Origin of the sequence: Sulfitobacter sp. EhC04, assembly GCF_001650875.1 — a bacterium.
Classification (GTDB): domain Bacteria; phylum Pseudomonadota; class Alphaproteobacteria; order Rhodobacterales; family Rhodobacteraceae; genus Sulfitobacter.
In genome coordinates this window covers 1-25138 of record NZ_LXYI01000040.1, presented here as the reverse complement: position 1 = coordinate 25138, position 25138 = coordinate 1, and the positions used below count along the sequence as shown (strand labels likewise).

Below are 25138 nucleotides of genomic sequence, written 5' to 3'. Positions count from 1 at the left end.
AGGACTTGTGCGCCCCGGACCCATCGTCGATAGTGCGCCTGATGATGCGCCTGATGCCCCTTCTCTGCCTGTTTTTCTCGCTCGCCAGCCCCGCGCAGGCAGAGCGGATCACGGTCTTTGCCGCCGCCTCCCTGCGTGGTGTGCTGGAAGATATCGCAAAGCTGTCACCGCAAGAGGTCATACTGTCTTTCGGCGGGTCCGGCACTATGGCGCGGCAGGTCGCGGCGGGGGCACCGGCGGATGTGATCGTTCTGGCCAGCCCGCTCTGGATGGGCTGGCTGGCCGAGCAAGGCGTCGCAGGCGCAAGCACACCCAGAAACGTGGCCCGCAACACATTGGTTGTGATCGGCCCTGCCGGAGCCACCCCGCTGGACGGCCCCGACGATCTTGCCCCGCGACTGAACGGCAACCGGTTGGCCATGGGCCAGCGCGACGCGGTGCCCGCCGGTGCCTATGCCCAGACCTGGCTGCGTGCCGCCGGACTATGGGACGATCTGAGCACCCATCTGGCCGAAACCGACAATGTTCGGGCCGCCCTGGCATTGGTGGCGCGTGGCGAAACACCGCTGGGTGTCGTCTATGCCACGGATGCGGCGGCAGAACCGGGCGTATCGGTGCTTTACGAGGTCCCCGCGCCCCTTTCCGGCCCGATCACCTATCCGGCGGCGGCGCTGACCGCGACCGGCGCACCTTTTCTCAGCCTGCTGGACAGCGCGCAGGCTCGCGCGGTCTTTGCCCGGCACGGGTTTCGCGCGCCGTGAGCGTGGATGCCGCCGCATGGGAGGCCCTGCGCCTGTCGCTTTGGGTAGCCTGCTGGGCCACGGTTCTGGCGATGCCGCTGGCGCTTTGGGTGGCATGGCTGCTGGCGCGACGTGACTTCTGGGGCAAATCGGCGCTGAACGCGCTTGTGCATCTGCCGCTGGTGCTGCCACCGGTGGTCACCGGCTACCTGCTTCTGATCGCCTTTGGCCGCACCGGCCCGGCAGGACAGCTGCTGGAATCGCTGGGGCTGACGCTGGCCTTTCACTGGACCGGCGCGGTGCTGGCGGCCATCGTCATGGGATTTCCGTTGATGGTGCGCGCCATGCGCCTTGCGATCGAGGCTGTGGACCCGAAGCTGGAGCAGGCCGCCGCCACCTTGGGCGCACCGCGCTACGCGATCTTTGCCCATGTCACCCTGCCGCTGATCCTGCCGGGCATCCTGGCCGGATCGGTGATGGGCTTTGCCAAGGCGATGGGCGAGTTCGGTGCCACGATCACCTTTGTGGCCAACATCCCCGGCCAGACCCAGACCCTGCCCAGCGCGATCTGGTCCGCGCTGCAAATTCCGGGGGGTGAGGGCCAGGCGGTCGCAATGGTGATCATGGCCTGCGTGGTGGCGCTGGGTGCCGTGGTCCTGTCAGAGGCACTGGCACGCCGGGTGGCAGCACGGATCGCAGGCACATGACCCTTGATCTGCACATCCGGCACCGCTTTGCCGGTTTCTCGCTGGACGTGGCCTGCAGGGCCGGGCCGGGGATTACCGCGCTCTTTGGCCGCTCCGGCGCGGGCAAAAGCACTGTCATCAATGCCGTCGCTGGCCTGTTGCGCCCCGATGCGGGCCATGTGGATGTCGGCGGCGTGCGCCTGTTCGATGCGCAGACCGGCCTTTTTGTGCCGCCTGCCGCCCGGCGGCTTGGTGTGGTGTTTCAGGACGCGCGGCTGTTTCCGCATATGGATGCGCGCGCCAACCTGATGTTCGGGGCACGGTTCCGCCCGGCGGATGCGACGGGCGCGGGATTTGACGATGTGGTCTCCCTTCTGGGCCTGTCCGACCTGCTGCACCGCGCCCCCGCAACCCTGTCGGGCGGTGAAAAACAGCGCGTGGCGCTGGGGCGGGCGCTGCTGAGCCACCCGCGCATGTTGCTGATGGATGAACCGCTGGCCAGCCTCGACGGGCCACGCAAGCAGGAAATCCTGCCCTATCTGGAACGCTTGCGCGACGGCCCGCTGAAGCTGCCAATCCTCTATGTCAGCCATGCCGTGGACGAGGTCGCGCGGCTGGCCGACACGCTGGTGCTGTTGCAGGATGGACAGGTGCGCGCCCAAGGGCCGCTTTACGACGTGATGGCCGACCCTGCCGCGGTGCCACTGCTGGGGGTGCGCGAGGCCGGTGCGGTCATCGAGGCCGAGATCACTGCCCATGCCGAAGATGGGCTTTCGACCCTTCGGATCGACGCGGGCGTGCTGGAATTGCCCGGTGTACAGGCCGCGGTTGGCGCAAGGGTGCGGCTGCGGGTGCTGGCGCAGGATGTCATCCTGTCGCGGGACCGGCCCGAGGGCCTGTCATCGGTCAATGTCCTTCCTGTCGTGATCGACAGTGTGCATCCCGGCGACGGGCCGGGTGCCGCCATCGGGCTGCGCGCAGGCCGCGACCGGCTGCTGGCGCGCGTCACCGCCCGCGCCGTGCGTGAAATGGCACTGGTGCCCGGCATGTCCTGCTATGCCATCCTCAAAGCCACCACTGTCGCACCGGGCAGCATCGGGCGTTAACGGGTCGGCAAGCTCTGCCGCAAAGCTTCGATCAGGTCTTGACCGGGGCGCGCGTCATGCGCGCTTCCAATCCTTTGAGCAGCTCCGCATGGGGCACATCTGCATCAATGGCAAGTTTGCGCAGACCGAAATGAACCTGGGCGATTTCCTGATAATAGCTGGTGTAGGCGTAATTCGTCGCCGCCCCTGCCACCGCACCCAGCACCGGCACGGTCTGGGCGGCCAGTTTCTGCCCCATGACAATCGCAAGCTTTGGCGCAACACGATGCACCACGGCCTGCATCGCCTTGCCCGTCAGGGTCATCCGCGCGGCAAGAAAACCCAGGTCGGCCCCGTCATCCCCCGACAAGGGTCCGGCGGCGGCAAAGACCTGCACGCAATCGAATTGCACGTTCTCCGCGTTTGGATCAAAGCCATGTTCGACAGCGACCCCCTGGATCACCCGCAGCAGCAGCGTTGTCGTGACCGGCAATTCGGCCAGTGCCGTAGGCAAACCGCCCGCACCGCCCGCCGCCCCCATCGCGGCAGAGACCGCCTGATTGAGCCAGCTTTTCTGATCCGGTACAACGCTGCGGCTGGAATGGGCCGCCTTCATCGCCTGTTGCAGGGCACTGATCGTGGCGCGTTCAAGGTTCGCGCGCAGCGCCTTTGGCAGACGATCCAGCAGGTTCTCCGCACTGCCGCCGATCAGGTTGAGCACACTCATCCCCAGCCCGTTGGCCGCGCGGTAGCGCTTTGCCAGCCGGTCAAGTTCCACTTCGACGTCTATCGCGGCAGGCAGGTTGGTCTTGATGTCCATGCGCAGTCCTCCATCCCGTCAATGTGGGTCAGGCGGGCGGGCTTTTCAATCCGCCCAGCGCGTGACATCGCCCCTGACCCCATCCCAGGCACCGGCAACAAGCGCCCTGCCCAGCACGCGGTCGGGGTTCGTCGGCGGCGGCATTACCACCCCGTCAAGCCGTACAAAGCCGAACCGCCCGTAATAGGGCGCATCGCCCACCAGCATCACGCGGTCCCAGCCCAGCGGGGCAGCCAGCGCGAGGCTGTCCTCGATCAGGTCACGCCCCAGCCCTTCGCCCTGCCGGGTTGGATGCACCGCAACCGGACCCAGCAGAAGCGCATCGGTCTTGCCGATATGCACCGGCCAATAGCGGATCGCCCCGGCCAGAATGCCGCCCTCATCCCGCGCTACCCGGCTGAGGCCCGGCACCGGACGGATACCATCGCGCAGCCGGTACGAGGACAGCGCCTCGCGCCCCGGCGCGAAACAGGTGTCATAAAGTGCTTCGACCTCCCAATGGTCGTCCGGTTTTTCGGGTCTGAACTGGTACAAGGGGGGCGGCCGTTCTAGGTTTGCGGTGGCAAAGGCCCTAACATGCAGATAGCCATGGGGCAAACGATCATGGAGCAAACGATGTTCTACCGCCCCAAAGACGGCCACGGCCTGCCACACAACCCGTTCAACGCCCTCATCACGCCCCGTCCCATTGGCTGGATCTCTACCCGAGGGAAGGATGGCCACGACAATCTGGCACCTTATTCATTCTTCAATGGCTCGGCCTATGTACCGCCGCAGGTGATGTTTTCCTCGACCGGAACCAAAGAGGACGCGGGCGATACCAAGGACAACGTGGCCAATATTCGTGAAACCGGGGTGTTCTGCGTCAATGTCGTCGGCCTGGCCGACCGTGATGCGATGAACGCCTCTTCCGAGATGCTGCCGCGCGATATTGACGAATTTGCCTATGTGGGTATCGAAAAGGCCGAATGTGAGACGATTGCCTGCTCCCGCGTGGCCCATGCGCCCGCAGCACTTGAATGCCGCCTGACTCAGGTTGTTTCTCTGGTGGGCAAGAACAATTTCGTCGTATTGGGCGAAGTTACCGGCATCCACTTGCGCGACGACTGCGTGGTGGACGGCAAGTTCGAAAGCGCGACTTACATCCCGCTCAGCCGGATGGGATACCACGAATACACCGCCGTCCGCGACGTGTTCGAACTGGCCCGCCGCGACGAGTGACGCCGCAACCTGCGCCCCGTGCAGGCTTGATCGCTCTGCGGAACGGCCCTATCCTGTTTCCAGCCAGAATGGAGATTTCATGTCCCGGTAATGTGGGGCGGCAGCGCGCCACCCCGATGCACACCCTGACAGCAATGTCCTGCGCAACGTCGCGGGGTGCAACAGGTGTGCGTGGACCATTGGAAATTACCAACCGGCGATGGCCGGTGCGACATGAAAGATCACAACGATGACACGGGACTATTCCCAATTTCTTGGCCCGGAGAAGTCCGGCCTTCCACGACAAGAACTCTCTGCGCTGATCCGGCTTGGCTGGCAGACCTTCTTTGCACAGCAAACGGACGTCGACGAAATGGCCGCCACGCCACCTTGCCGGGTGGTGGAAGTCCACCGTTCCGGTCTTCGGGTTGCGGGCGACGGCTTTGCCACCGAGATCCCGCCGGGGCCGGAGGCGACCGTGGGCGACTGGCTGCTTTTCGACGCGGATCATCCGCAGCGCAGCCGTGTTCTGGCCCGAAAGAGCCTGATCAAACGCCGCGCTGCGGGGCATGACCGCAAAGCGCAACTTATCGGCGCCAATATCGACACCGCCTTCATTGTCACCTCCTGCAACGCCGATTTCAATCTGGCCCGGCTGGAACGCTATGTGGCCCTGGCGATGGAGACACAGATCACCCCAGTGATCCTGCTGACCAAGGCAGACCTGAGTGACGATCCGGCCCCCTACCTGGCCGAGGCGCGCAGCATCTCGGAGCGGATCACGGTTCTGGCACTGGATGCGCGGGGGGATGACGCCCGCAATACGCTGGCCCCCTGGTGCAAACCGGGGCAGACCGTCGCGTTTCTGGGGTCTTCCGGCGTGGGCAAATCCACGCTTACCAATGCCCTGTCGGAAACGGCGCAGGCCGCCACGCAATCCATCCGCGAGGATGACGCGCGCGGGCGGCATACCACCTCGCACAGGCAATTGCACATCACCGGCGCAGGCTGTGCCGTGCTGGACACGCCGGGCATGCGCGAGTTGCAACTGACTGATGCCTCGGCCGGGCTGGAGGAAACCTTTGCCGATCTGGCCACACTGGCGGCATCCTGCAAGTTCAACGACTGCGCCCATGAGACAGAGCCGGGCTGCGGCGTGCGTGCTGCCCTTGAGGCCGGTCAGATCGACGGCAACCGACTGGCGCGCTGGCGCAAGCTGCTGGCGGAAGAGGCGTTCAATTCCGCCACGCTGTCACAGCGGCGGGCCAAGGACCGCGCATTTGGCAAGATGGTGCGCGGCATTGTGAAAGACAACCGCAAGTAACCGGTGGCGGACGGAGGAACATGAACCTTCCGTCCGCGCCAACCCGTTGATGGCTCAGTGACCGCCCAGAATACCCGTGCGGACCTGATAATTGACCGCAAGCTCGTATTCGGGGTCATCGTCGCTGTCCACAACAAGGTGCCCCGCCTTGGTCAGCAGGCGGTGACAGTCGCGGCTGAGGTGGCGCAGTTCAAGCACCTTGCCCGCAGCCTCGTATTTCACCGCCATCGCCTCGATCGCCTGAAGCGCGGATTGATCGACCACACGGCTGTCGGCAAAATCCACGATCACCCGCGAGGGGTCGTTCGCCACGTCGAAAAGTTCGGAAAAACCCTCGGCAGAGCCGAAGAACAGCGGGCCCTGGACCTGATAGACCTTGGCACCTTCCGGCGTGTCATATTTCTTGGCGTGGATGCGGCGGGCGTTGTTCCAGGCATAGGCCAGCGCCGAGACGATCACGCCGACAACCACCGCAACCGCAAGGTCCTTGTAGACCGTCACCACTGTCACCAGCAGGATCACGGAGGCGTCCATCAAGGGCACCTTGCGCAGGATGGTCAGGGAGTTCCAGGCGAAGGTCCCGATCACCACCATGAACATCACGCCGACCAGTGCCGCCAGCGGAATCTGTTCGATCAAAGAGGAGCCGACAAGGATAAAGAGCAGCAGGAAGACCGCAGCGGCGATGCCCGCGACGCGGGTGCGCCCGCCAGATTTCACATTGATCATCGACTGGCCGATCATCGCACAGCCGCCCATGCCGCCAAAGAAACCCGTCACCGTATTGGCCACGCCCTGCGCAATGCATTCCTGGCTCGCACCGCCCCGCGTGCCGGTCAGGTCACCCACAAGGTTCAGCGTCAGCAGGGATTCGATCAGCCCGATGGCTGCCAGGATCACCGCGTAAGGCGCGATGATGTAAAGCGTTTCAAGCGTAAAGGGTGCCAGCGCCGTGCCATAAAGGCCAAGCCCCTCGCCAAAGGGCAGGTGGAACGGCGGGAAGCCGCCCTCGATCGACGCCAGATCGCCCACGCGCGGCACATTCATGCCGGTCGCGATGACCACCACCGCAACAATGCCAATCCCCGCCAGCGGTGCCGGGATCAGCTTGGTCACGCGCGGCGTGACCCAGATGATCGCCATGGTCGCGGCGACCAGCGCCAGCATCAGATACAGGGGCTGGCCGGACAGCCATTCACCGCCGCCCATGCCGTGACCTGTGTCCACCATGGTGCCCGGCACCTTGAACTGGCTCATCTGGGCCAGGAAAATAACAATGGCCAGCCCGTTGACAAAGCCCAGCATCACCGGATGCGGCACCAGCCGGATGAACTTGCCCCATTGCATGACACCCGCGAAGATCTGGATCAGCCCCATCAGCACCACGGTGGCAAAAAGGTATTCCACCCCGTGCTGGGCCACCAGGGCCACCATGACCACGGCCAGCGCGCCCGTCGCACCCGAGATCATGCCAGGCCGCCCGCCGATCAGCGCGGTGATCAGACCCACGAGGAAGGCCGCGTAGAGCCCGACCAGCGGATGCACCCCAGCGACAAAGGCAAAGGCCACGGCCTCCGGCACCAGGGCCAGGGCGACGGTCAGGCCGGACAGCAGTTCGATCCGCAGTCGGCCCGCAGAGAAACCTTCGCCCGGCATCCAACGCAGATCGGTGACATCGAGGTTTTTGGTGAAGGCGTGAAGCGTGGCGCGCACGGTGAGGCATCCTTTGCAGGGGCGTTGGGAAAGTGGCCCGGCATGGCAGGCCGTGATGCCGCCCCCCCTAATGGAGAATGGCCGGGATGGAAAGGCGGGATCGCCCGATGTGTCCCGTCACCGTGAGGCTTTTGCGGCCGTTTTGCGTATGCTGCGCTTGTCTCGTGCCGATCTGGCGCTGTCCGCGGCATGGGTCAGGCGTTCCCATTCGGGCAGCCATCGGGCAAAGTCCTCAGTGTTGCGGGTCAGCGCCTCGTCAAAGGCGGCCCGGCTGAGGTCAATCGCAACCCCCAGCCCAAGGGCGTCGATGTCGCGGGCGGGATCAATGTTGTAGTGCTCGATCAGAGCCAGTGTTTTCAATCGCCCCAGCTGGTCCACCGGCACCACCTTCAGCATCTGGTGCATGTTCCAGGCCTGCTGCAGCGAATTTTCCAGCTTGCGCATATGCACGATCTGCTTGGCGCGGTGGCTGTCGCGCGCCGCCTTCTTGGTGAACTGATGGTGCCCCCCGGTGGCTGCGGCGCGCAGCAGCTTGGACGACCAATGCAACCCGGTCAGCCCGTCGAAATGCAGCAGGCGCGCGCGCTGCACGGCCCAGCCGCGCAGTTTCAGGCGGCGGTGGCTGGCGGGGCGGCGCGGTGTGTGGATGCCGGGCACCATCGGCTGGCCCGTGCGCGTGAAGCTTTTGCCATGGGGATACCCCAGCACGCCCTGGCGGAGGAACCGCATGGCCTTGCCAAACAGGAACGGGGCCTGGCCCCAGTTCTGCGGCGTGGGCTGGCGAAAAACGCCATCAAAAAGGCTCTCCTGCGGCTGACCCTCGACAAAAGCGCGCTCGCGCGGTTCCACCACGACAAAGTCGATCTCGCGCGGCTGGGCCAGCAGGATGTCCTCGATCGGGACGTCAGAATGCAGGAATTCATCCGCGTCAAAATGCGCCAGCCAAGACAGTTTCGTGTCTTTGTAGGCCTCAAACGCGTTGACCAGCTGTCGGTATTCCACGATGTCCGGGCGCGGCTTGTTCAGGGTTTGACGCCAATACTTATGCGTGCAGACTGTCACAATGACCTGCGGGATTTTTGCCAGCAGAGATTCCAGCTCCGGTTGCGGCTGATCGAGGAAGATGCGCACCTCCGCCGCGCCCAGCGCCACGTAATGCGCGGCCCAGGCGACGACCAGTTGGGTCGGTTCACGACAGGTACACACAACGCCCCAATCGGAACGCGCATCGCTGTCAGCGGGGGCGTAAAACATGCATCTACCTCAGGTCCGCCCTCATTGTGGGACGGCTTAACTTTCTGTTGATAAACGGTTCTGGCGCTGCTCTTGTCAAGGTTGCACCGGTTTGGGCTTGAACCCTGGCACATTCTGTGTGGTCCTGCGCACAGTTGAACCTAGCCAGCACGGGGTACAGACCCATGATTTCGACCAGGATAGCCATGATCGGCGGCTCCGGCATTTACGACATCGACGGTTTGGAAGGGTCCGAATGGACGCGGGTGGAAACGCCCTGGGGCGAACCGTCAGACGCGATCCTGACCGGCACGCTGAACGGCGTTGCGATGGCGTTCCTGCCGCGTCACGGGCGCGGCCATGTGCATACGCCCACTTCCGTGCCTTACCGCGCCAATATCGACGCCCTGAAGCGGCTGGGCTGTACGGATGTCATCAGCGTCTCGGCCTGCGGGTCGTTCCGCGAGGAAATGGCCCCCGGCGACTTCGTGATCGTCGACCAGTTCATCGACCGCACGGTGGCGCGCGAAAAGAGCTTTTTCGGGCCAGGCTGCGTGGCCCATGTCAGCGTGGCGCATCCCACCTGCCCGCGCCTTGGCGATGCCTGCGAGAGTGCCGCGCGGGACAGCGGCATTAAAGTGCATCGCGGCGGCACCTATCTGGCAATGGAGGGGCCGCAGTTCTCTACCCTCGCGGAATCGAGGATGTACCGCGAAAGCTGGGGCGCGGATGTGATCGGCATGACCAACATGCCCGAAGCCAAGCTGGCCCGCGAGGCGGAGCTTTGCTATGCCTCTGTGGCGATGATCACGGATTACGACAGCTGGCACCCCGACCATGGCGAAGTCGATGTGAGCCAGATCATCGCCACCCTGATGGGCAATGCCGACAAGGCTCGCGACATGGTGGCACGCCTGCCCGGCTTGTTGGGGGCGGACCGCGCGCCCTGCCCGCATGGCTGCGACCGGGCGCTGGAGTTCGCAATCATCACCCAGCCGGGCGCGCGCGACCCGCAAATGGTGGCAAAGCTGGATGCGATTGCGGGGCGGGTGTTGTGACCTGAGCGACAAACGCGGATGACGGCCTGCGTGGCAGATGTTGCATTTGTGTATTTTGGGAACAATGAAAACGGGGGGTTGCAGCCCCTTCTCGATCCTGTCTTTGCTGCTGGAAACAGGGTATAGGAGCCCACCATGACATTCGACCTTTGGCTCACTTTTGTGGCGGCCTCCACTGCCCTGCTGCTGATCCCCGGTCCTACCGTTCTGCTGGTGCTCAGCTATGCGCTCAGCAAGGGGCGCTCGGTGGCACTGGCCTCCGCCGCCGGTGTGGCGCTTGGCGATCTTGTCGCAATGAGCGCGTCGCTTGCCGGGCTGGGTGCGCTTGTGCTGGCCTCGGCCACCCTGTTCACGGTGCTGAAATGGGTGGGGGCCGCCTATCTGATCTGGCTGGGGATCAAGCTGATCCGGTCTGCCCCCTCCGAGGGGCTGGACCTGCCCGGCAGTGCCGATACCGGCGCGGCGGGCGTGTTTCGCCATGCGGCGGCGGTCACGGCGCTGAACCCCAAGGGCATCGCCTTCTTCATCGCTTTTGTGCCGCAGTTCGTGACCGCTGACGCGGCACTCCTGCCGCAATTCGCCATCCTGATCGGCACATTCGTGGGGCTGGCCGGGTTGAACGCGCTGGCCTATGCGCTGCTGGCGGACCGGCTGCGCCGGGTCATCGCGCGCCCTGCCATCCTGACATGGATCACCCGCGCCGGGGGCAGTGCCCTGATCGGCATGGGTGTTCTGACCGCAACGCTGAGAAAGGCCACCGCATGAAGCGTGTCGAAGATTACATCCGCACCATCGTAGATTTCCCACACGAGGGGATCATGTTCCGCGATGTGACAACCCTGTTCGCCGACCCACGCGGGTTCCGCATGGCCATCGACCAGATGCTGCACCCCTATGCGGGGATCGACATCGACAAGGTCGTGGGGCTGGAGGCGCGGGGCTTCATCCTGGGCGGGGCCATCGCGCATCAGCTCAGCGTCGGGTTCGTGCCGATCCGAAAGAAGGGCAAGCTGCCCGGCACCACCATCAGCCAGGACTACAAGCTGGAATATGGTGAGGCGATCGTGGAAATCCACGACGACGCGATCCTGCCGGGGGAGAAAGTGCTGGTGGTGGACGACCTGTTGGCAACAGGCGGCACCGCCGAGGCGGGCATCAAGCTGATCGAGCGACTGGGGGGCGAGATCGTCTCGACCGCCTTCATCATCGACCTGCCGGAACTGGGCGGCCGCAAGCGGCTGGAAGCGATGGGGATGGAGGTGCATGCCCTTTGCGCCTTTGAGGGTCACTGACGGAAAGGGCCCCATCGGCGGAGATCAAGGGCGCGACGACATCTGATTCAGACGGTGAATAGAGGTGTTGTCCCTATGTCCCGGCCCGCAAGACTGCACCGGGGTTCATGATGCCATTGGGGTCAAGTGCTGCCTTGATCGCGCGCATCGCAGAGAGTTTTGCGGGGGCGCCGTAGCGTTCCAGCTCCCCGACCTTGAGCCGCCCGACACCATGTTCGGCACTGAAAGACCCACCAACTTCATGAACGAGATCGTGCACAGCCCGCTGCACCAGGTCGCGTTGGTCGATGTAGGCGCTGCGGGATTTTCCCTTTGCGGGAAAGACATTGTAATGCAGGTTGCCGTCACCCAGGTGCCCGAAACAATTGATCCGGAAATCACCCAGATCGGCGACGCGCCTTGCCCCCGCTTCGATGAAATCGGGCAAGGCGCGCAGCGGGACGGAGATGTCATGGCTGGAGATTGAGCCGATGATGCGATTGGCCTCTGGCAATTGTTCCCGAACATTCCAGAAATCCGCCGCCTGTTGTGCATTCTGTGCAATCAGACCATCCGTGACCAGCCCCGCCTCCATCGCGGCGACAACAAGCGTTTCCATCGCTTCGGCGGCATCCAGCCCGCCGTTCAGGCCCAGTTCGATCAGCACGCACCATTCCGGCGGGGTGGCAAAGGGCTGGCGCACGTCCGGCAGTACCTCGGTCAGAAAGTCAAACCCCTGCCTGTTCATCAACTCGAAGGCGCTGATCGCCTCGCCCAACTGGCTGCGCCCCAGCGAGAGCAGTTCAAGTGCCGCGCGGGGCGATGGCACAACCAGCAGCGCCGTGCCGGTCTGTTCGGGCTGAGCAAACAGCTTTAATGCGGCGGCGGTGATGACGCCCAGCGTCCCCTCTGCCCCGATCAGCAGGTTGCGCAGGTCATAGCCGGTGTTGTTCTTGCGCAGCCGGGTCAACCCGTGCCAGATTTGCCCATCGGGCAGCACCGCCTCCAGCCCCAGGCAGAGGTCGCGGGTATTGCCGTAACGCAGCACACCGGTGCCGCCCGCGTTGGTGGCCAGGTTTCCGCCGATCCGCGCCGACCCTTCGGCGGCCAGTGACAGCGGGAACAGCCGGTCCGCCGCCTGCGCAGCCGCCTGCACATCCGCCAGGATCACGCCCGCCTCAGCCACCAGCACATTTTCGTCCGCATAGACCGCGCGCACCGCGTTCATCCGTTCCAGCGACAGAACCATTGGCGCAGGTCCGTCCGGGATCACCTGCGCCGCCACCAATCCGGTGCCACCGCCATAGGGGATCACGCCAACCCGCGCCTTGTTTGCGCATCTGATCAGGGTTGAGACTTCCTCGACCGTGCGCGGCAGGGCGAGCAGGCCGATCAACCCCTTGTAATAGCCGCGCGGTTCTTCGGAATAGCGCGGTTCGACGGGGCGCAGGACTTCGGCAGGCAGATGCTCCAGCAGAAGGGCTTCGAAATCTTTGTCGGCAGGGTTCAGCATGCCACTTGATCAGCCCTCGCAGCACCGGATGCAAGCCCAATAGCGTTTCCAGTTCATGTTGAAACGCCAATACCCTGCCACGCCTTCGGCGCTCCCGGGACATCGGCGATACCTTGTTTCAAGGAAAACTGGAAACACTTTATCGCGCAACGTTGATATAGGAGGGGTTCAGCACCATTATCGTGGGCCGCGACGGCAGCCGGTCGATCGAGACGCTGAGGTTGGCGCTTTCCAGCTCCACCACCTGGAATTCATCCGACATGCCCAGCAGGAAGGCATCCAGCGCATAGCCGGAAAACCAGTGCATCGGGATCACGATGGAGGACTTGAGCCGCCGGATCACCTGCATCATCACCGGCAGCGGCAGGGTGTATCCGCCATCAACCGGGGCCATCAGCACGTCGATCCGGCCCAGCGCGGCATATTGCGCCTCGGTCGGTTCGTGGTGCAGATGCCCCAGATGGCCGATGCACAGGCCCGCCATCTCGAAAACGAAGATCGAATTGCCCTCCGGCTCCACCTCGGAAAACTGCGAGCGGATGTCGGTGGATACGTTGCGTATCAGGACCTCGCCCAGGTCAAGCTCGTGGTCGATACCTTCGCCAAACGCCCCCCACCCCGGCAGCGCATGGGGAATCGCCGGGTCGGGAAAGGGGGTCCAGTGACTGTCGTGGGCGTGGTTCATCGTGACCACATCGGGGATCATCGGCAGGGTGCCGGTAAAGCCGGTGTAATCCGTCACCATGTTCAGCCCACCATGGCTGCGGATCAGAAAGGACGCATGGGCGATGTAATGCAGATGCACCGTTTCGGGCGCGACGTCGGGCAGGCTGGCGGGGATCACATGCGCAATCCCCGGCGTGGCATCCGCCAGCGCGATGCAATGGCTTGGCGTGCGGTCCTGTGCGGTGACGGCGGCGGGCAGCGCCAGCGCGACGAGAATCAAGGTGAGACAACGAAGCAACATGGCAGGACCCCCTGCCGATCAAGCTAACACGGCTTACCAAAAATTCGAGCGGTTAGAACAATGCGGTTTGCCAAATCCCGGCGCGGCAATGCATGCTGCCCAAAAATCAGCAGAAAGACCTATGATGCTTGCCAACAGAAACTGGGTGCCTGCCGCCAGCGAAGCCCTTGTACAGCAGATTGCCACCCGGACCGCCACCGCCGATACCGGCCAGATCGCAACGCGGATCGACGCGCTGACAGCGCAGAACCGGGAAATCCACGAGCGCGCCTGTTTCAACCTCAACCCCGCCACCAATGTCATGTCACCACGCGCCGAGGCGGCGCTTGCCAGTGGTCTCGGCACGCGGCCCTCGCTGGGCTATCCCGGCGACAAATACGAAATGGGGCTTGAGGCCATCGAAGAGATCGAAGTGATTGCTGCCGAACTGGCCGCCCAGGTTTTTGACGCGGCCTATGCCGAAATCCGGGTGCCGTCCGGCGCTTTGGGCAATCTTTACGGCTTCATGGCGCTCTGCGCGCCGGGGGATACGATCATTGCGCCACCTGCCGCTGTCGGGGGGCACGTGACGCACCATGCGGCGGGTTGTGCCGGGCTTTACGGACTCAAAACCGTGCCCGCACCGGTTGACGCCGACGGCTATTCGCTGGACATCGACCAGCTGCGCAAGCTGGCGCATCAGGTCCGCCCCAAGTTGATCACGGTCGGGGCCTCGCTGAACCTGTTCGAACATCCTGTGGCTCAGGTGCGCGCCATCGCGGATGAGGTTGGCGCGAAGGTCCTGTTCGATGCGGCGCATCAATGCGGGATCATCGCCGGGCGCGCCTGGCGCAACCCGCTCAAAGAGGGTGCCCATCTGATGACGATGAGCACCTACAAGAGCCTTGGCGGCCCGGCGGGCGGGTTGATCGTGACCGACGACGCGGCCATCGCGGAACGGCTGGACGCCATCGCCTTTCCTGGCATGACAGCAAACTTTGACGCGGCCAAATCGGCGGCCCTGGCCCTGACCCTGCTGGATTGGGTGGACTACGGGCCCGCCTATGCCGCCGAAATGATCGCGGTCGCGCAGGCGCTGGCCGAAGCTTTGGACGCGGAAGGGCTGACGTTGTTCGGCAAGGCACGCGGATTCACCCGGTCGCATCAATTTGCGGTAGAGGCCGAGGCATTCGGTGGCGGCCAGACCGCGTCAAAGACCCTGCGCAAAGCGGGGTTTCTGGCGTGCGGCATCGGTCTGCCGATCGCGGAGGTGCCGGGGGACATGAACGGGTTGCGCATCGGCACGCCCGAATTGGTGCGCTGGGGCGTGGGCGTGCAGGATGCCAAGACACTCGCCGCCCTGATCGCCCGTGCGCTGCGGTCAAACGATCCGTCCGCCATGGCGCAGGAGGTGCGCGCCTTTCGCACAACCTTTGACAAGCTGCATTTCGTGGGCGGACATGTGGGGGGATAGTGTGAATACTCCCCAAGGCGCACAATGAGAATTCCGGGCGCGGCCCAACTGTGATCATAGAATCGCCATTGTTGCGTGGTTAATTGCACCGCGTCTCCGGAGAATCGCTGCCTGACCACCCGGAGCCGATTGTTCGCGCGTGACTCAGGAGATGGCAGTTGCGCGCTTGTGTACCAGTTTCGCCATTGTCTAAGGAGGTATTACCCCCGTGTCGACCGAATTCGAAAAGGCAAGTGATGTAGCCGAATATCTTCTGCGCCGCACCGGCGTTGCGCTGATGGGCGGCGATTTCGACGCATTTGCGCTCTGTTTCATCCTGCCCCAGCATATCGAGACCATCGAGGGGCGCCGCTTTGTGACGGACAGGGAAACTTTGTACCAGATATTCAGCGCCGTGCGCGCCAACTACCGCGAACGCGGGGTGACGCGGGTGGACCGGTATTGCATGCAGGCCGAATTCAAGAGCGAAAATCGGATCGAGTCTCTGCACGAGGCACGGGTCTATCGTGGGGAGGAGCTGCTACAGCCCCCCTACCAGGCCTTTTCAAGGCTGGAACGCAAGGAAGGCGAGTGCTGGAAAGTTGCCTACAGCCTCTACGCAATCACCCAGACCGAAGACCACATCAACACCCTGTCCTCTGTGGCGACGCAGGAGCAGATGGCGGCTGTGTAATAAGGGCAGTGCCCATGTAGCGGGCGGGAAACGCTCTGCCCTATCCGGCTTCAGATTTGCCCCGGCGGTCTCCGCGCAGCGCGGCATAAAGCACATGAGTCCGCCAGCGCCCGTCAATTTGCAGATAGCTTTGCGCGACGCCCTCATATTTGAAACCGGTCTTTTCCAGCAGCCCCCGCGAGGGCGCGTTTTCCGGCAGGCAGGCGGCTTCGATCCGGCTCAGGTCCATACGGGTGAAGGCGTGATGAACCATCGCCTCTATCGCTTCGCGCATATACCCCTGCCGGGCATAGGATTCGCCAGTCCAATAACCCAGCGTCGCCGATTGCGCAGGCCCCCGGCGCACGTTGTCCAGCGTGATCGCGCCCACAAGGGTCTGGTCCGCGCGCCGGATCAGAAACAGCGGCATGGCGGTGGAAGAATTAACGGATCGCTGCGCCCAATAGACACGGTTGGTGAAGGCCTTTCGCGTCAGGTGATCTTCGGCCCAGGATGGTTCCCATTTGGTCAGGAAATCGCGGCTTCTGATGCGCAGGCTGGTCCAGTCGCGGAAATCGGCATGCTGCGGCGGACGCAGGGTCAGCCTCTCTGTCTCGATGCGTATTTTCCGTTTGACCAGCAGCATCAGGCGGCGCGTCGGGCCTGTAGCGCTTCCAGCGTCGGCGCTTTCTCCACCGGGCCGTACAGCGCCAGCGCCGCTGGTGCGGACTCTGCCATGTGTTGTGCCAGATCGCGCACGTCACCGGTGGTCACGGCGTCGATCTTTTCGATGGTCTCGGACAGGGGCGGGATGCGGTCCCAGATCTGGATCAGACGCGCCAGCCGCTCGGCCCGGTTGGAGGGGCTTTCCAGCCCCATCAGCAGCCCCGCCTTCATCTGCGCACGGGCGCGGGCAACCTCGGCAGGTGACATGTCACTGGCCGCGCGCTTCATTTCATCAATGGTGATCCCGGCCAGTTCGGGCAGTTGCGCGGCTGAGGTGCCGGCATAGATCGTGGTCATCCCGGTGTCGGCATAGGCCCCGGCCTGGGCAAAGATCGTATAGCAAAGCCCCCGGTTCTCGCGAATTTCCTGGAACAAGCGGCTCGACATGCCGCCGCCCAGCGCAGAGGCGTATATCTGCGCCACATAAATATCGTCGGCACGGTAACCGGGCGATTCGAAACCCAGCGCGAAATGGGCCTGCTCCAGCGCTTTGACCTGCCGGGTCTCGCCGCCCCGGAACGTCGCATTCTGCATCTGGAACATCGGCTTGGCCGGCATGTCGCCAAACAGGCTTTCTGCCAGCTTCACGATCTCGTCGTGGTTCACGGCACCGGCGGCGGCAAGGATCATCTGGTCGGGTCCGTAGTGATCGGCAATGAACCCCTGCAGGTCCTGGCGGTTGAAATTCGACACCCGTTCGGTCGGCCCCAGAATGGTACGTCCCAGCGGTTGATCGGGATAGGCTTCTTCCTGCAACCAGTCGAAAATCACGTCATCGGGGGTGTCCAGCGCCTGCCCGATTTCCTGCAGGATCACGCCGCGCTCGACCTCGATCTCATTCGGGTCCAGCACCGGGTTGCGCAGGATGTCGGCAATCACGTCCAGCCCCAGCGCCACGTCGTTTTCCAGCACCCGCACATAATAGGCCGTCACCTCGCGCGAGGTATAGGCGTTGATGTAACCGCCCACATCCTCGATCGCCTCGGCGATCTGCAGCGAGGTGCGCCGGGCCGTGCCCTTGAATGCCATGTGTTCAAGGAAATGTGCGATGCCGTTTTGCTGCGGCGTCTCGTGGCGGCCGCCCGCAGTCACCCAGACCCCGACAGAGGCCGAGGCAAGCCCCGGCATATGTTCGGTCACAATGCGAAAGCCGTTGGGCAGGCGGGTCTGGTTCAGGCTCATGCGGAGAGGTTTTCCTTGATATGTTTTTTCAGGGCGTCGAGATCGTTGTCGATGCGGGTGAAACGCTCCGGGCGGTCGAAAAGGTCCGCCATATGGGGCGGCAGATCGGGCCGCACGCCAGTGGCCGCCTCGACCGCATCGGGGAATTTCGCCGGGTGCGCCGTGGCCAGCGTGACCATCGGCACGGCCATGTCGCGCTGTTCCTGCGCAACCTTGACCCCCACGGCGGAATGCGGACAAAGCAGTTCGCCCATGGTTTCACGCGCAGTTGCGATGGTGGCGGATGTCTCCTCCTCCGAGGCGCGGCCGGAGCGGTAGATGGCCTGCAACGCCTGCATCGCGCCCTGGCTCACGTCGAAACCACCCTGCCCCAGTTCGGCCATCAGTTGGCCCACCGCATTGCCGTCGCGCCCGTAGGCGTCAAACAGCGCGCGCTCAAAGTTCGAGGACACCTGAATGTCCATCGAGGGGCTGATCGAGGGATGTACAGAAGTCTTGTGATAGCCCTGCCCCTTCAGGCAGCGGTCCAGAATGTCGTTCTGGTTGGTGGCCACGATCAGGTCGCGGATCGGCAGACCCATCCGCTTGGCGATATAGCCCGCAAAGATGTCACCGAAATTGCCGGTAGGCACGGTAAAGCTGACCTCGCGCGCAGGCGCACCAAGGCTGACAGCGGCAGAGAAGTAATAGACCACCTGTGCCAGCACCCGGCCCCAGTTGATCGAATTCACCCCGGCCAGTTTCACGCCATCGCGGAATTCGAAGTCGTTGAACATGTCCTTCAGCCGCGCCTGACAATCGTCGAAATCGCCATCGACTGCCAGCGCGTGTACGTTGGATTCCGACGGCGTGGTCATCTGGCGGCGCTGCACATCGCTGACCCGGCCATGCGGGTACAGGATAAAGACATCGACGTTGCTGAGGCCGCGAAACGCCTCGATCGCCGCTGATCCGGTATCGCCCGAGGTTGCCCCGACGATTGTCACCCGGTCGCCCCGGCGGGCAAGGGCGGCCTGGAACATCTGGCCGATCAGCTGCATGGCGAAATCCTTGAACGCCAGCGTCGGGCCGTGGAACAGTTCCAGCAGGAAATGGCCGGGGGCCAGCTGCACCATCGGCGCGCGGGCGCCGTGGTTGAACCCGGCGTAGGCTCGAGCGATGATCTGGCGGAATTCGTCATCGGTAAAGGTCTCGCCGATGAAGGGGCGCATGACGGCAAAGGCCGTTTCCTCATAGCTCTTGCCGTGAAGTGCCGCGATCTGGTCAGACGTCAGGGTCGGGATCACCTCCGGCACGTAGAGCCCGCCATCGCGCGCCAACCCGGTCAGCATCGCCTCTTCAAAGGTCAACGCAGGGGCCTGGCCCCTTGTGGAGATATAGCGCATGGGTTCAGCTTTCGGGTTTGGCACGGCGGCGCAGGAAGTAGAGGGACATGGCGGCCCAGATGGCCGCCAGCGAGAACCAGGTGATGGCATATTGCAGATGATCGTTCGGGATCCGCGCCGTGTCCACGGGCAAGGGCGACACCGGTGCCGCGTCATACGACACGGCGCGCGCAACCACCAGCACCGGATCGGTCTGCAGGGTTTGTGACATGGCGGCGACGTCGCGGGCGAACCAGATGTTGCCGTCAAGATCAGGGGCCGGGGTGAAACTGTCGGTCTCCTGCGGCCATTGCAGGTTGCCGGTGATTGTGACCGGCCCGTCCGGCAGTGGGGGCGCGACCGCCTCATTGGGGATATATCCCCGATCCACCAGTACACGGCGGTCGGCGGTATTCATCGCGGTGATCAGGCGGTAACCCGCGCCTTGTTCTTTCTGCGATACCAGAACACGCAGTGTCTGACCCTCCAGCGTGCCGGAGACTTCTACGGGCAGATAAGAGTCCGAGTCAGGGTCGGGCCGGTCCGGCAGCGGCACGGCTGTGGCCTCGATCCTGCCATTGATGTCGGCAAGGATGTTTTCTTTCCAGGCCAGGCGCTGCACCTGCCAGACGCCGAGGCTGACCAGGATGGCGGCACCGCCGAGACCGATGAGAATGACAAAAAGCGCGCGGCTCATGCAGGGGTCCGTGTTGCAACGAAAAAGCGCGCGAAGCGGATCGCGCGCTTTGGGGTTTTAGGCGACGGGGCGGCGGATGCAACCCCGTGCGCGGGATCAGCCCGCTGGCACGCCCCAGATGTAGACGGCAAAGAACAGGAACAGCCAGACCACGTCCACGAAGTGCCAGTACCATGCAGCAGCCTCGAAACCGACGTGCTGGCCGGGCGTGAAATCACCCCGCATGGCGCGGATCAGGCAGACCGTCAGGAACACGGTGCCGATGATCACATGCGCGCCGTGGAAGCCGGTGGCCATGAAGAACGCGGAAAAGAACGCGTCGCCGCCAAAGGTCCAGTCATGGTGCAGGATCAGCTCACCGTATTCATAGGCCTGCAGCGCGGTAAAGGCGACACCCAGAACGATGGAGATCGCCAGCCCGCTGATCAGGTCCTTGCGGTTGTTTTCGTGCACCAGCGCATGGTGCGCCCATGTCACGGCGCAGCCAGACAGCAGCAGGATCAGCGTGTTGATCAGCGGCAGGTGGAAGGCATTGACCGGGTCAAACACGGGCGGCACATATTCGGACCCTGCATATTCGTTCATCGGGTAGAGGGCCTGTTTGAAGAAGGTCCAGAACCAGGCGACAAAGAACATCACCTCGGACATGATGAACAGAATGAAGCCATAGCGCAGGCCGAGGCGCACAACCGGGGTGTGATCGCCGATGTGGCTTTCGGCGACGACGTCCTTCCACCAGGCGAACATCACGTAGAGCACACCCACAAAGCCGCCCCAGAACAGGAAGGGCGTCACACTGTGCATCCACAGCACAGCGCCGAACAACATGGCAAAGCCGGCGATCGCGCCGATCAGGGGCCAGCTGGACGGGGCGAGAATATGGTAGTCGTGGTTCTTTGCATGGGCCATGTGCCGGGGTCCCTCTTGATTAATTCAGGTCTGTTGCTGTCTCTGCGTCAAGGGCGGCATAGCCCTCGGGCAGATCAATTTGGTAGAATGTATATGACAGGGTGATGGTGTGTACATACTTGCCATCCCTGTCATTGACGATTTCAGGATCGACATAGAAGCTGACAGGCATCTGCACGGTCTCGCCGGGGGCGAGAACCTGTTCGGTGAAGCAGAAGCAGTCGATCTTGTCAAAGAACGCACCAGCAGAATAGGGCGTCACGTTATAGCTGGCTTGGCCTGCGATGGGCCGATCCGTGGGATTATGCGCCTCGTAGAACGCAAGGGCGGTTTCGCCGATGCGCACCTCGATCTCGCGCTCCACCGGCTTGAAGCTCCAGGGCATCCCGCTGTTGAGGTTGCCATCGAAGCGGACCTTGATCGTCTGGTCCAGGATGTTGTCCCCGCCGCCATCCACGACCTGCGGCACGCCGCCAAAGCCGGTGACCCGGCAGAACCAGTCGTAGAACGGCACCGAGGCCCAGGCCAGCCCGCCCATCAGGACCACGAGCGACACGGTTTGAAGAACTGTCTTCTGCGGACCGGTCATTGCCATCAGTTGTTCCCTTCCACGGCTGCGGGCGGATTGGCGGTCCCCGGCGCGCGGGTGAAATCGGTCTGGGTAATCTTGACAAAGGTCAGCACCATCACAAGCACCACAAAGCCGCCCAGCATCAGGCCGACTCCCACGTTGCGGCCCTTGCGGCGACTGTGAATCTCGTGCTCTGCGCGAATAGCCATTACCAGCCCCCCATGCCCCAGGTCCGCAATGTCGCCTCGATCAGGATCGCGCCGAAATGCAGGAACAGGTAAAAGAGTGACAGACGGAAAAACTTGCGCTCCACCAGATAATTGTCCGCCTCGGCCGCAACCTCGTCGCGCTGCCAGATGCGCCATGCCCCGATCAGGAACAGCAGGTTCAGTACAACCGAAACACCCAGATAGATATAACCACCGATGGCGGTAAATCCGGTGCCGACAGCCAGCACTGCCAGCAGAACCGTATAGGCCATGATGTGACGGCGGGTGGCCGGGCGACCGTGGGTCACGGTCAGCATCGGCACATTGGCATCGTCATAATCGGACCGCATGAACAGCGCCAGCGCCCAGAAATGCGGCGGCGTCCACATGAAGATCAGCGCGAACATCAGCCATGCCTCGACCGAGAAGCTGCCGGTTGCGATGATCCAGCCGATCACCGGGGGAAAGGCCCCCGCCGCCCCGCCGATCACGATGTTCTGCGGCGTCGCGCGCTTCAGCCACATGGAATAGACCACGGCATAGAAGAAGATGGTGAACAGCAGCATCCCCGCCGCGAGCAGGTTCGCGGACAGCCCCAGCATCATCACTGACAGGCCCGACAGGGCAACGCCCAGTGCCAGCGCCTCGCCCGGCTGCACCTTGCCTGCGGGTATGGGCCGTTTTGCTGTGCGCCGCATCACCGCGTCGATGTCCGCATCCCACCACATGTTCAGCGCGCCCGATGCGCCCGCCCCGATGGCCACAAAGAGGATGGAAGCAAAACCGATCACCGGATGCACGGATTGGGGTGCGGCCAGCATGCCGACCAGGGCCGTAAAGACCACCAGTTGCATCACGCGCGGCTTCAACAGGGCAAAGTAATCGCCCAGTTCCGCTTCGTTTTCCAAGGCTGGCGTTTGGCTGACGTCGGTCATGAGACACCTTTAGCTGGCAACAAGGGTGGACGGCATCCACCATAGTAACAATGCATGCCGCCCCCGGCTTGCAGGTCGGGCGCGGTGGCAGGCACCGCGCCGCAACGATCAGTCGGCCGAAGCGACCTTCAGCGTCTGGGGAATACCGGCATATTCCTCCTTGGCCTTGCCCAGCCAGTCGGCATAGGCCGCCTCAGAGACCACTTTGACGGTGATCGGCATATAGGCGTGGGCCTGACCGCACAGTTCGGAACACTGGCCGAAATAGACGCCTTCACGTTCCGCGCTGAACCACAGTTCGGCCAGACGTCCCGGCACCGCGTCCTGCTTTACGCCAAAGGCCGGCACGGTCCAGGCGTGGATCACGTCAGAGCCTGTGACCTGCATCACGATGGTCTTGCCCACCGGCACGACAACAGAGGTATCCGTCGCCAGCAGCCATTCGTCACGCGAATATCCGGCGGCTTCAAGCTTGGCCACCATGACGTCGTCCAGACGGTTGGCAATGGCACCGGCTGCTTCGTCCTCGGAGGTCAGCGTTGCGGGCGCACCGATCATGTAGCTGTCAAAGCCGAACCCCTCGTCCACATACTCATACGACCAGTACCATTGGTTGCCGGTCGCCTTGATGGTGATATCGGCCTCGGGAATCTCCTGCTGGCGGAACAGGATCGGCAGCGAATAGGCACCGATCAGCACCAGAATCACGATCGGACCGACGGTCCAGGCGATTTCGACGGGTGTGTTATGGGTAAAGGAGGAAGGGTTCGGGTTCCGCTTCTTGCTGTAGCGCACGATCACCCAGAGGATCAGGCCGGTCACGAACAATGTGATCACGGTGATGATCACAAGGATCAGCCAGTCGAGATCATGAATATCCTGCGCCAGCCGAGTCACGGCAGGCTGAAAGCCCGTTTTGCCGTCCACGGGCGTACCGATGACCTCAAGCCCATCAATGCGCAGATTGTCCTGGGCCAGTACCGGCATGGCCCCGAGGCCTGCCAAGAGCGCGCTAAGAGAGAGAAGTTTTTTCATAAGTCGTCCTGATCTTGTGACCATGTTTGGCTACGGTTTCGCCGGAAGAAGCAGATGATCCCTGCCCGCCCCGTTGTAATCTCGGTGCTTACAATCATATTCTGTCCTCAAGATAAAGCCACTTCGATTGCGGCAAACAGACGCGATGCGCATTTTGTGGCACCAATTCAGGACAATTTCATGAGCAGCACCCCCTTTTCTCCCTTCAATGACCTGCTGGACCGCGATGCGGCCCTGAAAACACTGCGAGAGGCCGTTGCCGGTGCCGACGATGGCGAACTGTTCTTTGAACGGCGTCGGTCAGAGGGGCTGATGTTCGATGACGGGCGGCTCAAGACGGCAAGCTATGATGCCTCCGAAGGGTTCGGGTTGCGCGCGGTGCGTGGCGAGGTTGCGGGCTACGCCCATTCCACCGAAGTCTCCCATGCGGCGCTGAAACGCGCCTGCGAGACCGCGCGCCTGGCCGTGGCAGATGGCGGCGGCACCTGGGCCGATGCGCCCGAGGGCACCAACCGCAGGCTCTATACAGACGAGGATCCGATCGCCGGGGCCGCCTTTCCGGTCAAGATCCAGACCCTGCGCGAGATCGACGCCTTTGCCCGCGAACTGGACAGCCGGGTGGTGCAGGTCAGCGCCAGCATTTCGGCATCCCTGCAAGAGATCGAGATTCTCAGGCCGGAGGGCACATCCGTCAGGGACGTGCGCCCGATGACGCGGGTGAATGTGTCGGTCATCGTTGAACAGAACGGCCGCCGCGAAAGCGGCACGGCAGGCGGCGGCGGGCGGATCGGGCTGGACGGCATGCTGGCCCCCGAAGACTGGCAGGCAAAGGCGCGCGAAGCCCTGCGCATCGCTGTGGTCAACCTTGATGCGGTGCCTGCCCCCGCTGGCGTGATGGACGTGGTGCTGGGCCCCGGCTGGCCCGGCATCCTGCTGCACGAGGCCATCGGCCATGGGCTGGAGGGCGATTTCAACCGCAAGGGCTCGTCCGCCTTTGCCGGTTTGATGGGGCAGCAGATCGCGGCCTCCGGTGTCACGGTGCTGGATGACGGGACGATCCCGGACCGGCGCGGGTCGATCAGCGTCGATGACGAGGGCACGCCCTCGGCCAGGAACGTGCTGATCGAGGACGGGCGGCTGGTCGGCTATATGCAGGACCGGCAGAATGCGCGTCTGATGGGGGTCAAAAGCACCGGCAACGGGCGGCGCGAGTCCTTTGCGCATATTCCCATGCCCCGCATGACCAACACCTACATGCTGGGCGGCGATGTGGCCCCCGGCGACATCGTGGCGGACCTGCGGGATGGCATCTATGCGGTGGGATTCGGCGGTGGGCAGGTCGATATCACCAATGGCAAGTTCGTGTTCTCCTGCACCGAAGCCTACCGCGTGCAGAACGGCGTGGTCGGCGCGCCGGTCAAGGGGGCGACGCTGATCGGCGACGGGGCCACTGCATTGAAACAGATCAGGGCCATCGGCAATGACCCCAGCCTTGATCCGGGCATGGGCAATTGCGGCAAGCAGGGCCAGTGGGTGCCGGTGGGTGTGGGCCAGCCGACGCTGATGATAGGCGGGCTGACGGTCGGCGGCTCTGCCACCTGATCCCGCCCTGCCGGGCGTATATGTCATTGTGTACCGGGGCTTGCGGTCGGACGGCCAGTTTGTGCCAAAACGGCTTTAGTTGATTCATTCCCTGTTAACCGCGCTGTCTTATACCTGATTCTGCAACAGGCGGAGACGCGGGATGACTGACAAGGACACATATCCTTCTTCCACTCACCCCCCACTCCCACCC

General features: G+C 63.4%; 26 protein-coding genes. 11 read left to right on the top strand and 15 right to left on the bottom strand.

Annotated elements, in window-relative coordinates; translation table 11 throughout:
* The first annotated feature begins 53 nt into the window (after positions 1–53).
* The 3 genes from modA to modC are packed head-to-tail and all read left to right on the top strand — an operon-like array spanning position 54 to position 2532.
* Complete coding sequence (gene modA, locus A8B82_RS16480; protein WP_235604717.1) at positions 54–761, top strand: molybdate ABC transporter substrate-binding protein; 708 nt, start codon at positions 54–56, stop codon at positions 759–761.
* Positions 758–1447 (top strand): molybdate ABC transporter permease subunit, encoded by a 690-nt coding sequence (modB, locus tag A8B82_RS16475; RefSeq protein ID WP_067294793.1) that lies wholly within the window; start codon positions 758–760, stop codon positions 1445–1447. Before modA ends, modB begins: the two co-directional genes overlap by 4 nt.
* Positions 1444–2532, top strand: coding sequence for a molybdenum ABC transporter ATP-binding protein (modC, locus tag A8B82_RS16470; RefSeq protein WP_067294790.1), 1089 nt, complete (start codon positions 1444–1446; stop codon positions 2530–2532). Before modB ends, modC begins: the two co-directional genes overlap by 4 nt.
* 31 nt (positions 2533–2563) lie before the next feature.
* Here modC and A8B82_RS16465 read toward each other — a convergent pair whose 3' ends face one another.
* Both A8B82_RS16465 and A8B82_RS16460 read right to left on the bottom strand, forming a co-directional pair.
* Positions 2564–3331 carry an EcsC family protein gene (locus A8B82_RS16465; protein WP_067294788.1) on the bottom strand — a complete coding sequence of 256 codons (768 nt, stop codon included), beginning with the start codon at positions 3329–3331 and terminating at the stop codon, positions 2564–2566.
* A gap of 45 nt (positions 3332–3376) precedes the next feature.
* On the bottom strand, positions 3377–3865 hold the full coding sequence (locus A8B82_RS16460) for a GNAT family N-acetyltransferase (RefSeq protein WP_067294785.1): 489 nt from the start codon (positions 3863–3865) through the stop codon (positions 3377–3379).
* A gap of 81 nt (positions 3866–3946) precedes the next feature.
* On the opposite strand from A8B82_RS16460, the gene A8B82_RS16455 reads away from it, so the two are divergent.
* Both A8B82_RS16455 and rsgA read left to right on the top strand, forming a co-directional pair.
* Positions 3947–4552: a flavin reductase family protein gene (locus A8B82_RS16455; protein ID WP_082899347.1), complete on the top strand. Its 606-nt coding sequence runs from the start codon at positions 3947–3949 to the stop codon at positions 4550–4552.
* Positions 4553–4781: 229 nt separating this feature from the next.
* Complete coding sequence (rsgA, locus tag A8B82_RS16450; protein WP_067294783.1) at positions 4782–5855, top strand: ribosome small subunit-dependent GTPase A; 1074 nt, start codon at positions 4782–4784, stop codon at positions 5853–5855.
* 54 nt (positions 5856–5909) lie between these two features.
* On the opposite strand, the gene A8B82_RS16445 is transcribed toward rsgA, so the two are convergent.
* On the bottom strand, positions 5910–7511 hold the full coding sequence (locus A8B82_RS16445; RefSeq protein ID WP_067294862.1) for a SulP family inorganic anion transporter: 1602 nt from the start codon (positions 7509–7511) through the stop codon (positions 5910–5912).
* A gap of 174 nt (positions 7512–7685) precedes the next feature.
* Positions 7686–8822 (bottom strand): glycosyltransferase family 2 protein, encoded by a 1137-nt coding sequence (locus A8B82_RS16440; protein WP_067294780.1) that lies wholly within the window; start codon positions 8820–8822, stop codon positions 7686–7688.
* Between the two features lie 164 nt (positions 8823–8986).
* Between A8B82_RS16440 and A8B82_RS16435 the strand changes: the two genes are divergently transcribed.
* From A8B82_RS16435 to A8B82_RS16425, 3 genes are all read left to right on the top strand, one after another.
* The gene (locus tag A8B82_RS16435) at positions 8987–9859 is read left to right on the top strand and encodes an S-methyl-5'-thioadenosine phosphorylase (protein WP_067294777.1); all 873 of its coding nucleotides are present in this window, start codon (positions 8987–8989) and stop codon (positions 9857–9859) included.
* A gap of 135 nt (positions 9860–9994) precedes the next feature.
* Positions 9995–10624, top strand: a complete 630-nt coding sequence (locus tag A8B82_RS16430) for a LysE family translocator (protein WP_067294775.1) — start codon at positions 9995–9997, stop codon at positions 10622–10624.
* Positions 10621–11151, top strand: a complete 531-nt coding sequence (locus tag A8B82_RS16425) for an adenine phosphoribosyltransferase (RefSeq protein ID WP_067294772.1) — start codon at positions 10621–10623, stop codon at positions 11149–11151. Before A8B82_RS16430 ends, A8B82_RS16425 begins: the two co-directional genes overlap by 4 nt.
* A 73-nt stretch (positions 11152–11224) precedes the next feature.
* On the opposite strand, the gene A8B82_RS16420 is transcribed toward A8B82_RS16425, so the two are convergent.
* Both A8B82_RS16420 and A8B82_RS16415 read right to left on the bottom strand, forming a co-directional pair.
* Positions 11225–12643, bottom strand: a complete 1419-nt coding sequence (locus A8B82_RS16420; protein ID WP_067294768.1) for an FAD-binding oxidoreductase — start codon at positions 12641–12643, stop codon at positions 11225–11227.
* A gap of 139 nt (positions 12644–12782) precedes the next feature.
* Positions 12783–13610 carry an MBL fold metallo-hydrolase gene (locus A8B82_RS16415; protein ID WP_067294765.1) on the bottom strand — a complete coding sequence of 276 codons (828 nt, stop codon included), beginning with the start codon at positions 13608–13610 and terminating at the stop codon, positions 12783–12785.
* Positions 13611–13731: 121 nt separating this feature from the next.
* Between A8B82_RS16415 and glyA the strand changes: the two genes are divergently transcribed.
* Positions 13732–15063 carry a serine hydroxymethyltransferase gene (gene glyA / locus A8B82_RS16410; RefSeq protein ID WP_067294763.1) on the top strand — a complete coding sequence of 444 codons (1332 nt, stop codon included), beginning with the start codon at positions 13732–13734 and terminating at the stop codon, positions 15061–15063.
* 208 nt (positions 15064–15271) lie between these two features.
* Positions 15272–15736 (top strand): hypothetical protein, encoded by a 465-nt coding sequence (locus tag A8B82_RS16405; protein WP_067294760.1) that lies wholly within the window; start codon positions 15272–15274, stop codon positions 15734–15736.
* Positions 15737–15776: 40 nt separating this feature from the next.
* Here A8B82_RS16405 and A8B82_RS16400 read toward each other — a convergent pair whose 3' ends face one another.
* The 9 genes from A8B82_RS16400 to coxB all read right to left on the bottom strand — a co-directional run bounded on the left by A8B82_RS16400 (position 15777) and on the right by coxB (position 23343).
* A complete protein-coding gene (locus A8B82_RS16400; RefSeq protein ID WP_067294755.1) occupies positions 15777–16361 on the bottom strand; it encodes a GNAT family N-acetyltransferase in 585 nt (194 codons plus the stop codon).
* Positions 16361–17623, bottom strand: coding sequence for a M16 family metallopeptidase (locus tag A8B82_RS16395; protein ID WP_067294752.1), 1263 nt, complete (start codon positions 17621–17623; stop codon positions 16361–16363). The genes A8B82_RS16400 and A8B82_RS16395 overlap by 1 nt, the downstream gene beginning before the upstream one ends.
* Entirely contained in the window at positions 17620–19008 is a 1389-nt protein-coding gene (thrC, locus tag A8B82_RS16390) for a threonine synthase (RefSeq protein ID WP_067294749.1), read from the bottom strand. Before thrC ends, A8B82_RS16395 begins: the two co-directional genes overlap by 4 nt.
* A 4-nt stretch (positions 19009–19012) precedes the next feature.
* The gene (locus A8B82_RS16385) at positions 19013–19684 is read right to left on the bottom strand and encodes an SURF1 family protein (protein ID WP_067294746.1); all 672 of its coding nucleotides are present in this window, start codon (positions 19682–19684) and stop codon (positions 19013–19015) included.
* A 96-nt stretch (positions 19685–19780) separates the two neighbouring features.
* The gene (locus A8B82_RS16380) at positions 19781–20593 is read right to left on the bottom strand and encodes a cytochrome c oxidase subunit 3 (RefSeq protein WP_067294742.1); all 813 of its coding nucleotides are present in this window, start codon (positions 20591–20593) and stop codon (positions 19781–19783) included.
* A gap of 19 nt (positions 20594–20612) precedes the next feature.
* Positions 20613–21188 (bottom strand): cytochrome c oxidase assembly protein, encoded by a 576-nt coding sequence (locus tag A8B82_RS16375; RefSeq protein WP_067294739.1) that lies wholly within the window; start codon positions 21186–21188, stop codon positions 20613–20615.
* The gene (locus A8B82_RS16370; protein ID WP_067294736.1) at positions 21188–21373 is read right to left on the bottom strand and encodes a cytochrome C oxidase assembly protein; all 186 of its coding nucleotides are present in this window, start codon (positions 21371–21373) and stop codon (positions 21188–21190) included. The genes A8B82_RS16375 and A8B82_RS16370 overlap by 1 nt, the downstream gene beginning before the upstream one ends.
* Entirely contained in the window at positions 21373–22308 is a 936-nt protein-coding gene (cyoE, locus tag A8B82_RS16365; RefSeq protein ID WP_067294734.1) for a heme o synthase, read from the bottom strand. The genes A8B82_RS16370 and cyoE overlap by 1 nt, the downstream gene beginning before the upstream one ends.
* A gap of 108 nt (positions 22309–22416) precedes the next feature.
* Complete coding sequence (gene coxB, locus A8B82_RS16360) at positions 22417–23343, bottom strand: cytochrome c oxidase subunit II (protein ID WP_067294731.1); 927 nt, start codon at positions 23341–23343, stop codon at positions 22417–22419.
* 180 nt (positions 23344–23523) lie between these two features.
* Between coxB and tldD the strand changes: the two genes are divergently transcribed.
* Positions 23524–24945, top strand: coding sequence for a metalloprotease TldD (tldD, locus tag A8B82_RS16355; RefSeq protein WP_067294859.1), 1422 nt, complete (start codon positions 23524–23526; stop codon positions 24943–24945).
* Positions 24946–25138 lie beyond the last annotated feature (193 nt).

Excerpts from the sequence above, each read along its gene's own strand:
- modA (WP_235604717.1), top strand. The coding sequence starts at position 54 with ATGCCCCTTCTCTGCCTGTTTTTCTCGCTCGCCAGCCCCGCGCAGGCA.
- modC (WP_067294790.1), top strand. The coding sequence starts at position 1,444 with ATGACCCTTGATCTGCACATCCGGCACCGCTTTGCCGGTTTCTCGCTG.
- A8B82_RS16465 (WP_067294788.1), bottom strand. The coding sequence starts at position 3,331 with ATGGACATCAAGACCAACCTGCCTGCCGCGATAGACGTCGAAGTGGAA.
- A8B82_RS16455 (WP_082899347.1), top strand. The coding sequence starts at position 3,947 with ATGTTCTACCGCCCCAAAGACGGCCACGGCCTGCCACACAACCCGTTC.
- rsgA (WP_067294783.1), top strand. The coding sequence starts at position 4,782 with ATGACACGGGACTATTCCCAATTTCTTGGCCCGGAGAAGTCCGGCCTT.
- A8B82_RS16445 (WP_067294862.1), bottom strand. The coding sequence starts at position 7,511 with ATGCCGGGCGAAGGTTTCTCTGCGGGCCGACTGCGGATCGAACTGCTG.
- A8B82_RS16440 (WP_067294780.1), bottom strand. The coding sequence starts at position 8,822 with ATGTTTTACGCCCCCGCTGACAGCGATGCGCGTTCCGATTGGGGCGTT.
- A8B82_RS16435 (WP_067294777.1), top strand. The coding sequence starts at position 8,987 with ATGATTTCGACCAGGATAGCCATGATCGGCGGCTCCGGCATTTACGAC.
- A8B82_RS16430 (WP_067294775.1), top strand. The coding sequence starts at position 9,995 with ATGACATTCGACCTTTGGCTCACTTTTGTGGCGGCCTCCACTGCCCTG.
- A8B82_RS16425 (WP_067294772.1), top strand. The coding sequence starts at position 10,621 with ATGAAGCGTGTCGAAGATTACATCCGCACCATCGTAGATTTCCCACAC.
- A8B82_RS16420 (WP_067294768.1), bottom strand. The coding sequence starts at position 12,643 with ATGCTGAACCCTGCCGACAAAGATTTCGAAGCCCTTCTGCTGGAGCAT.
- A8B82_RS16415 (WP_067294765.1), bottom strand. The coding sequence starts at position 13,610 with ATGTTGCTTCGTTGTCTCACCTTGATTCTCGTCGCGCTGGCGCTGCCC.
- glyA (WP_067294763.1), top strand. The coding sequence starts at position 13,732 with ATGATGCTTGCCAACAGAAACTGGGTGCCTGCCGCCAGCGAAGCCCTT.
- A8B82_RS16400 (WP_067294755.1), bottom strand. The coding sequence starts at position 16,361 with ATGCTGCTGGTCAAACGGAAAATACGCATCGAGACAGAGAGGCTGACC.
- A8B82_RS16395 (WP_067294752.1), bottom strand. The coding sequence starts at position 17,623 with ATGAGCCTGAACCAGACCCGCCTGCCCAACGGCTTTCGCATTGTGACC.
- thrC (WP_067294749.1), bottom strand. The coding sequence starts at position 19,008 with ATGCGCTATATCTCCACAAGGGGCCAGGCCCCTGCGTTGACCTTTGAA.
- A8B82_RS16385 (WP_067294746.1), bottom strand. The coding sequence starts at position 19,684 with ATGAGCCGCGCGCTTTTTGTCATTCTCATCGGTCTCGGCGGTGCCGCC.
- A8B82_RS16380 (WP_067294742.1), bottom strand. The coding sequence starts at position 20,593 with ATGGCCCATGCAAAGAACCACGACTACCATATTCTCGCCCCGTCCAGC.
- A8B82_RS16375 (WP_067294739.1), bottom strand. The coding sequence starts at position 21,188 with ATGGCAATGACCGGTCCGCAGAAGACAGTTCTTCAAACCGTGTCGCTC.
- A8B82_RS16370 (WP_067294736.1), bottom strand. The coding sequence starts at position 21,373 with ATGGCTATTCGCGCAGAGCACGAGATTCACAGTCGCCGCAAGGGCCGC.
- cyoE (WP_067294734.1), bottom strand. The coding sequence starts at position 22,308 with ATGACCGACGTCAGCCAAACGCCAGCCTTGGAAAACGAAGCGGAACTG.
- coxB (WP_067294731.1), bottom strand. The coding sequence starts at position 23,343 with ATGAAAAAACTTCTCTCTCTTAGCGCGCTCTTGGCAGGCCTCGGGGCC.
- tldD (WP_067294859.1), top strand. The coding sequence starts at position 23,524 with ATGAGCAGCACCCCCTTTTCTCCCTTCAATGACCTGCTGGACCGCGAT.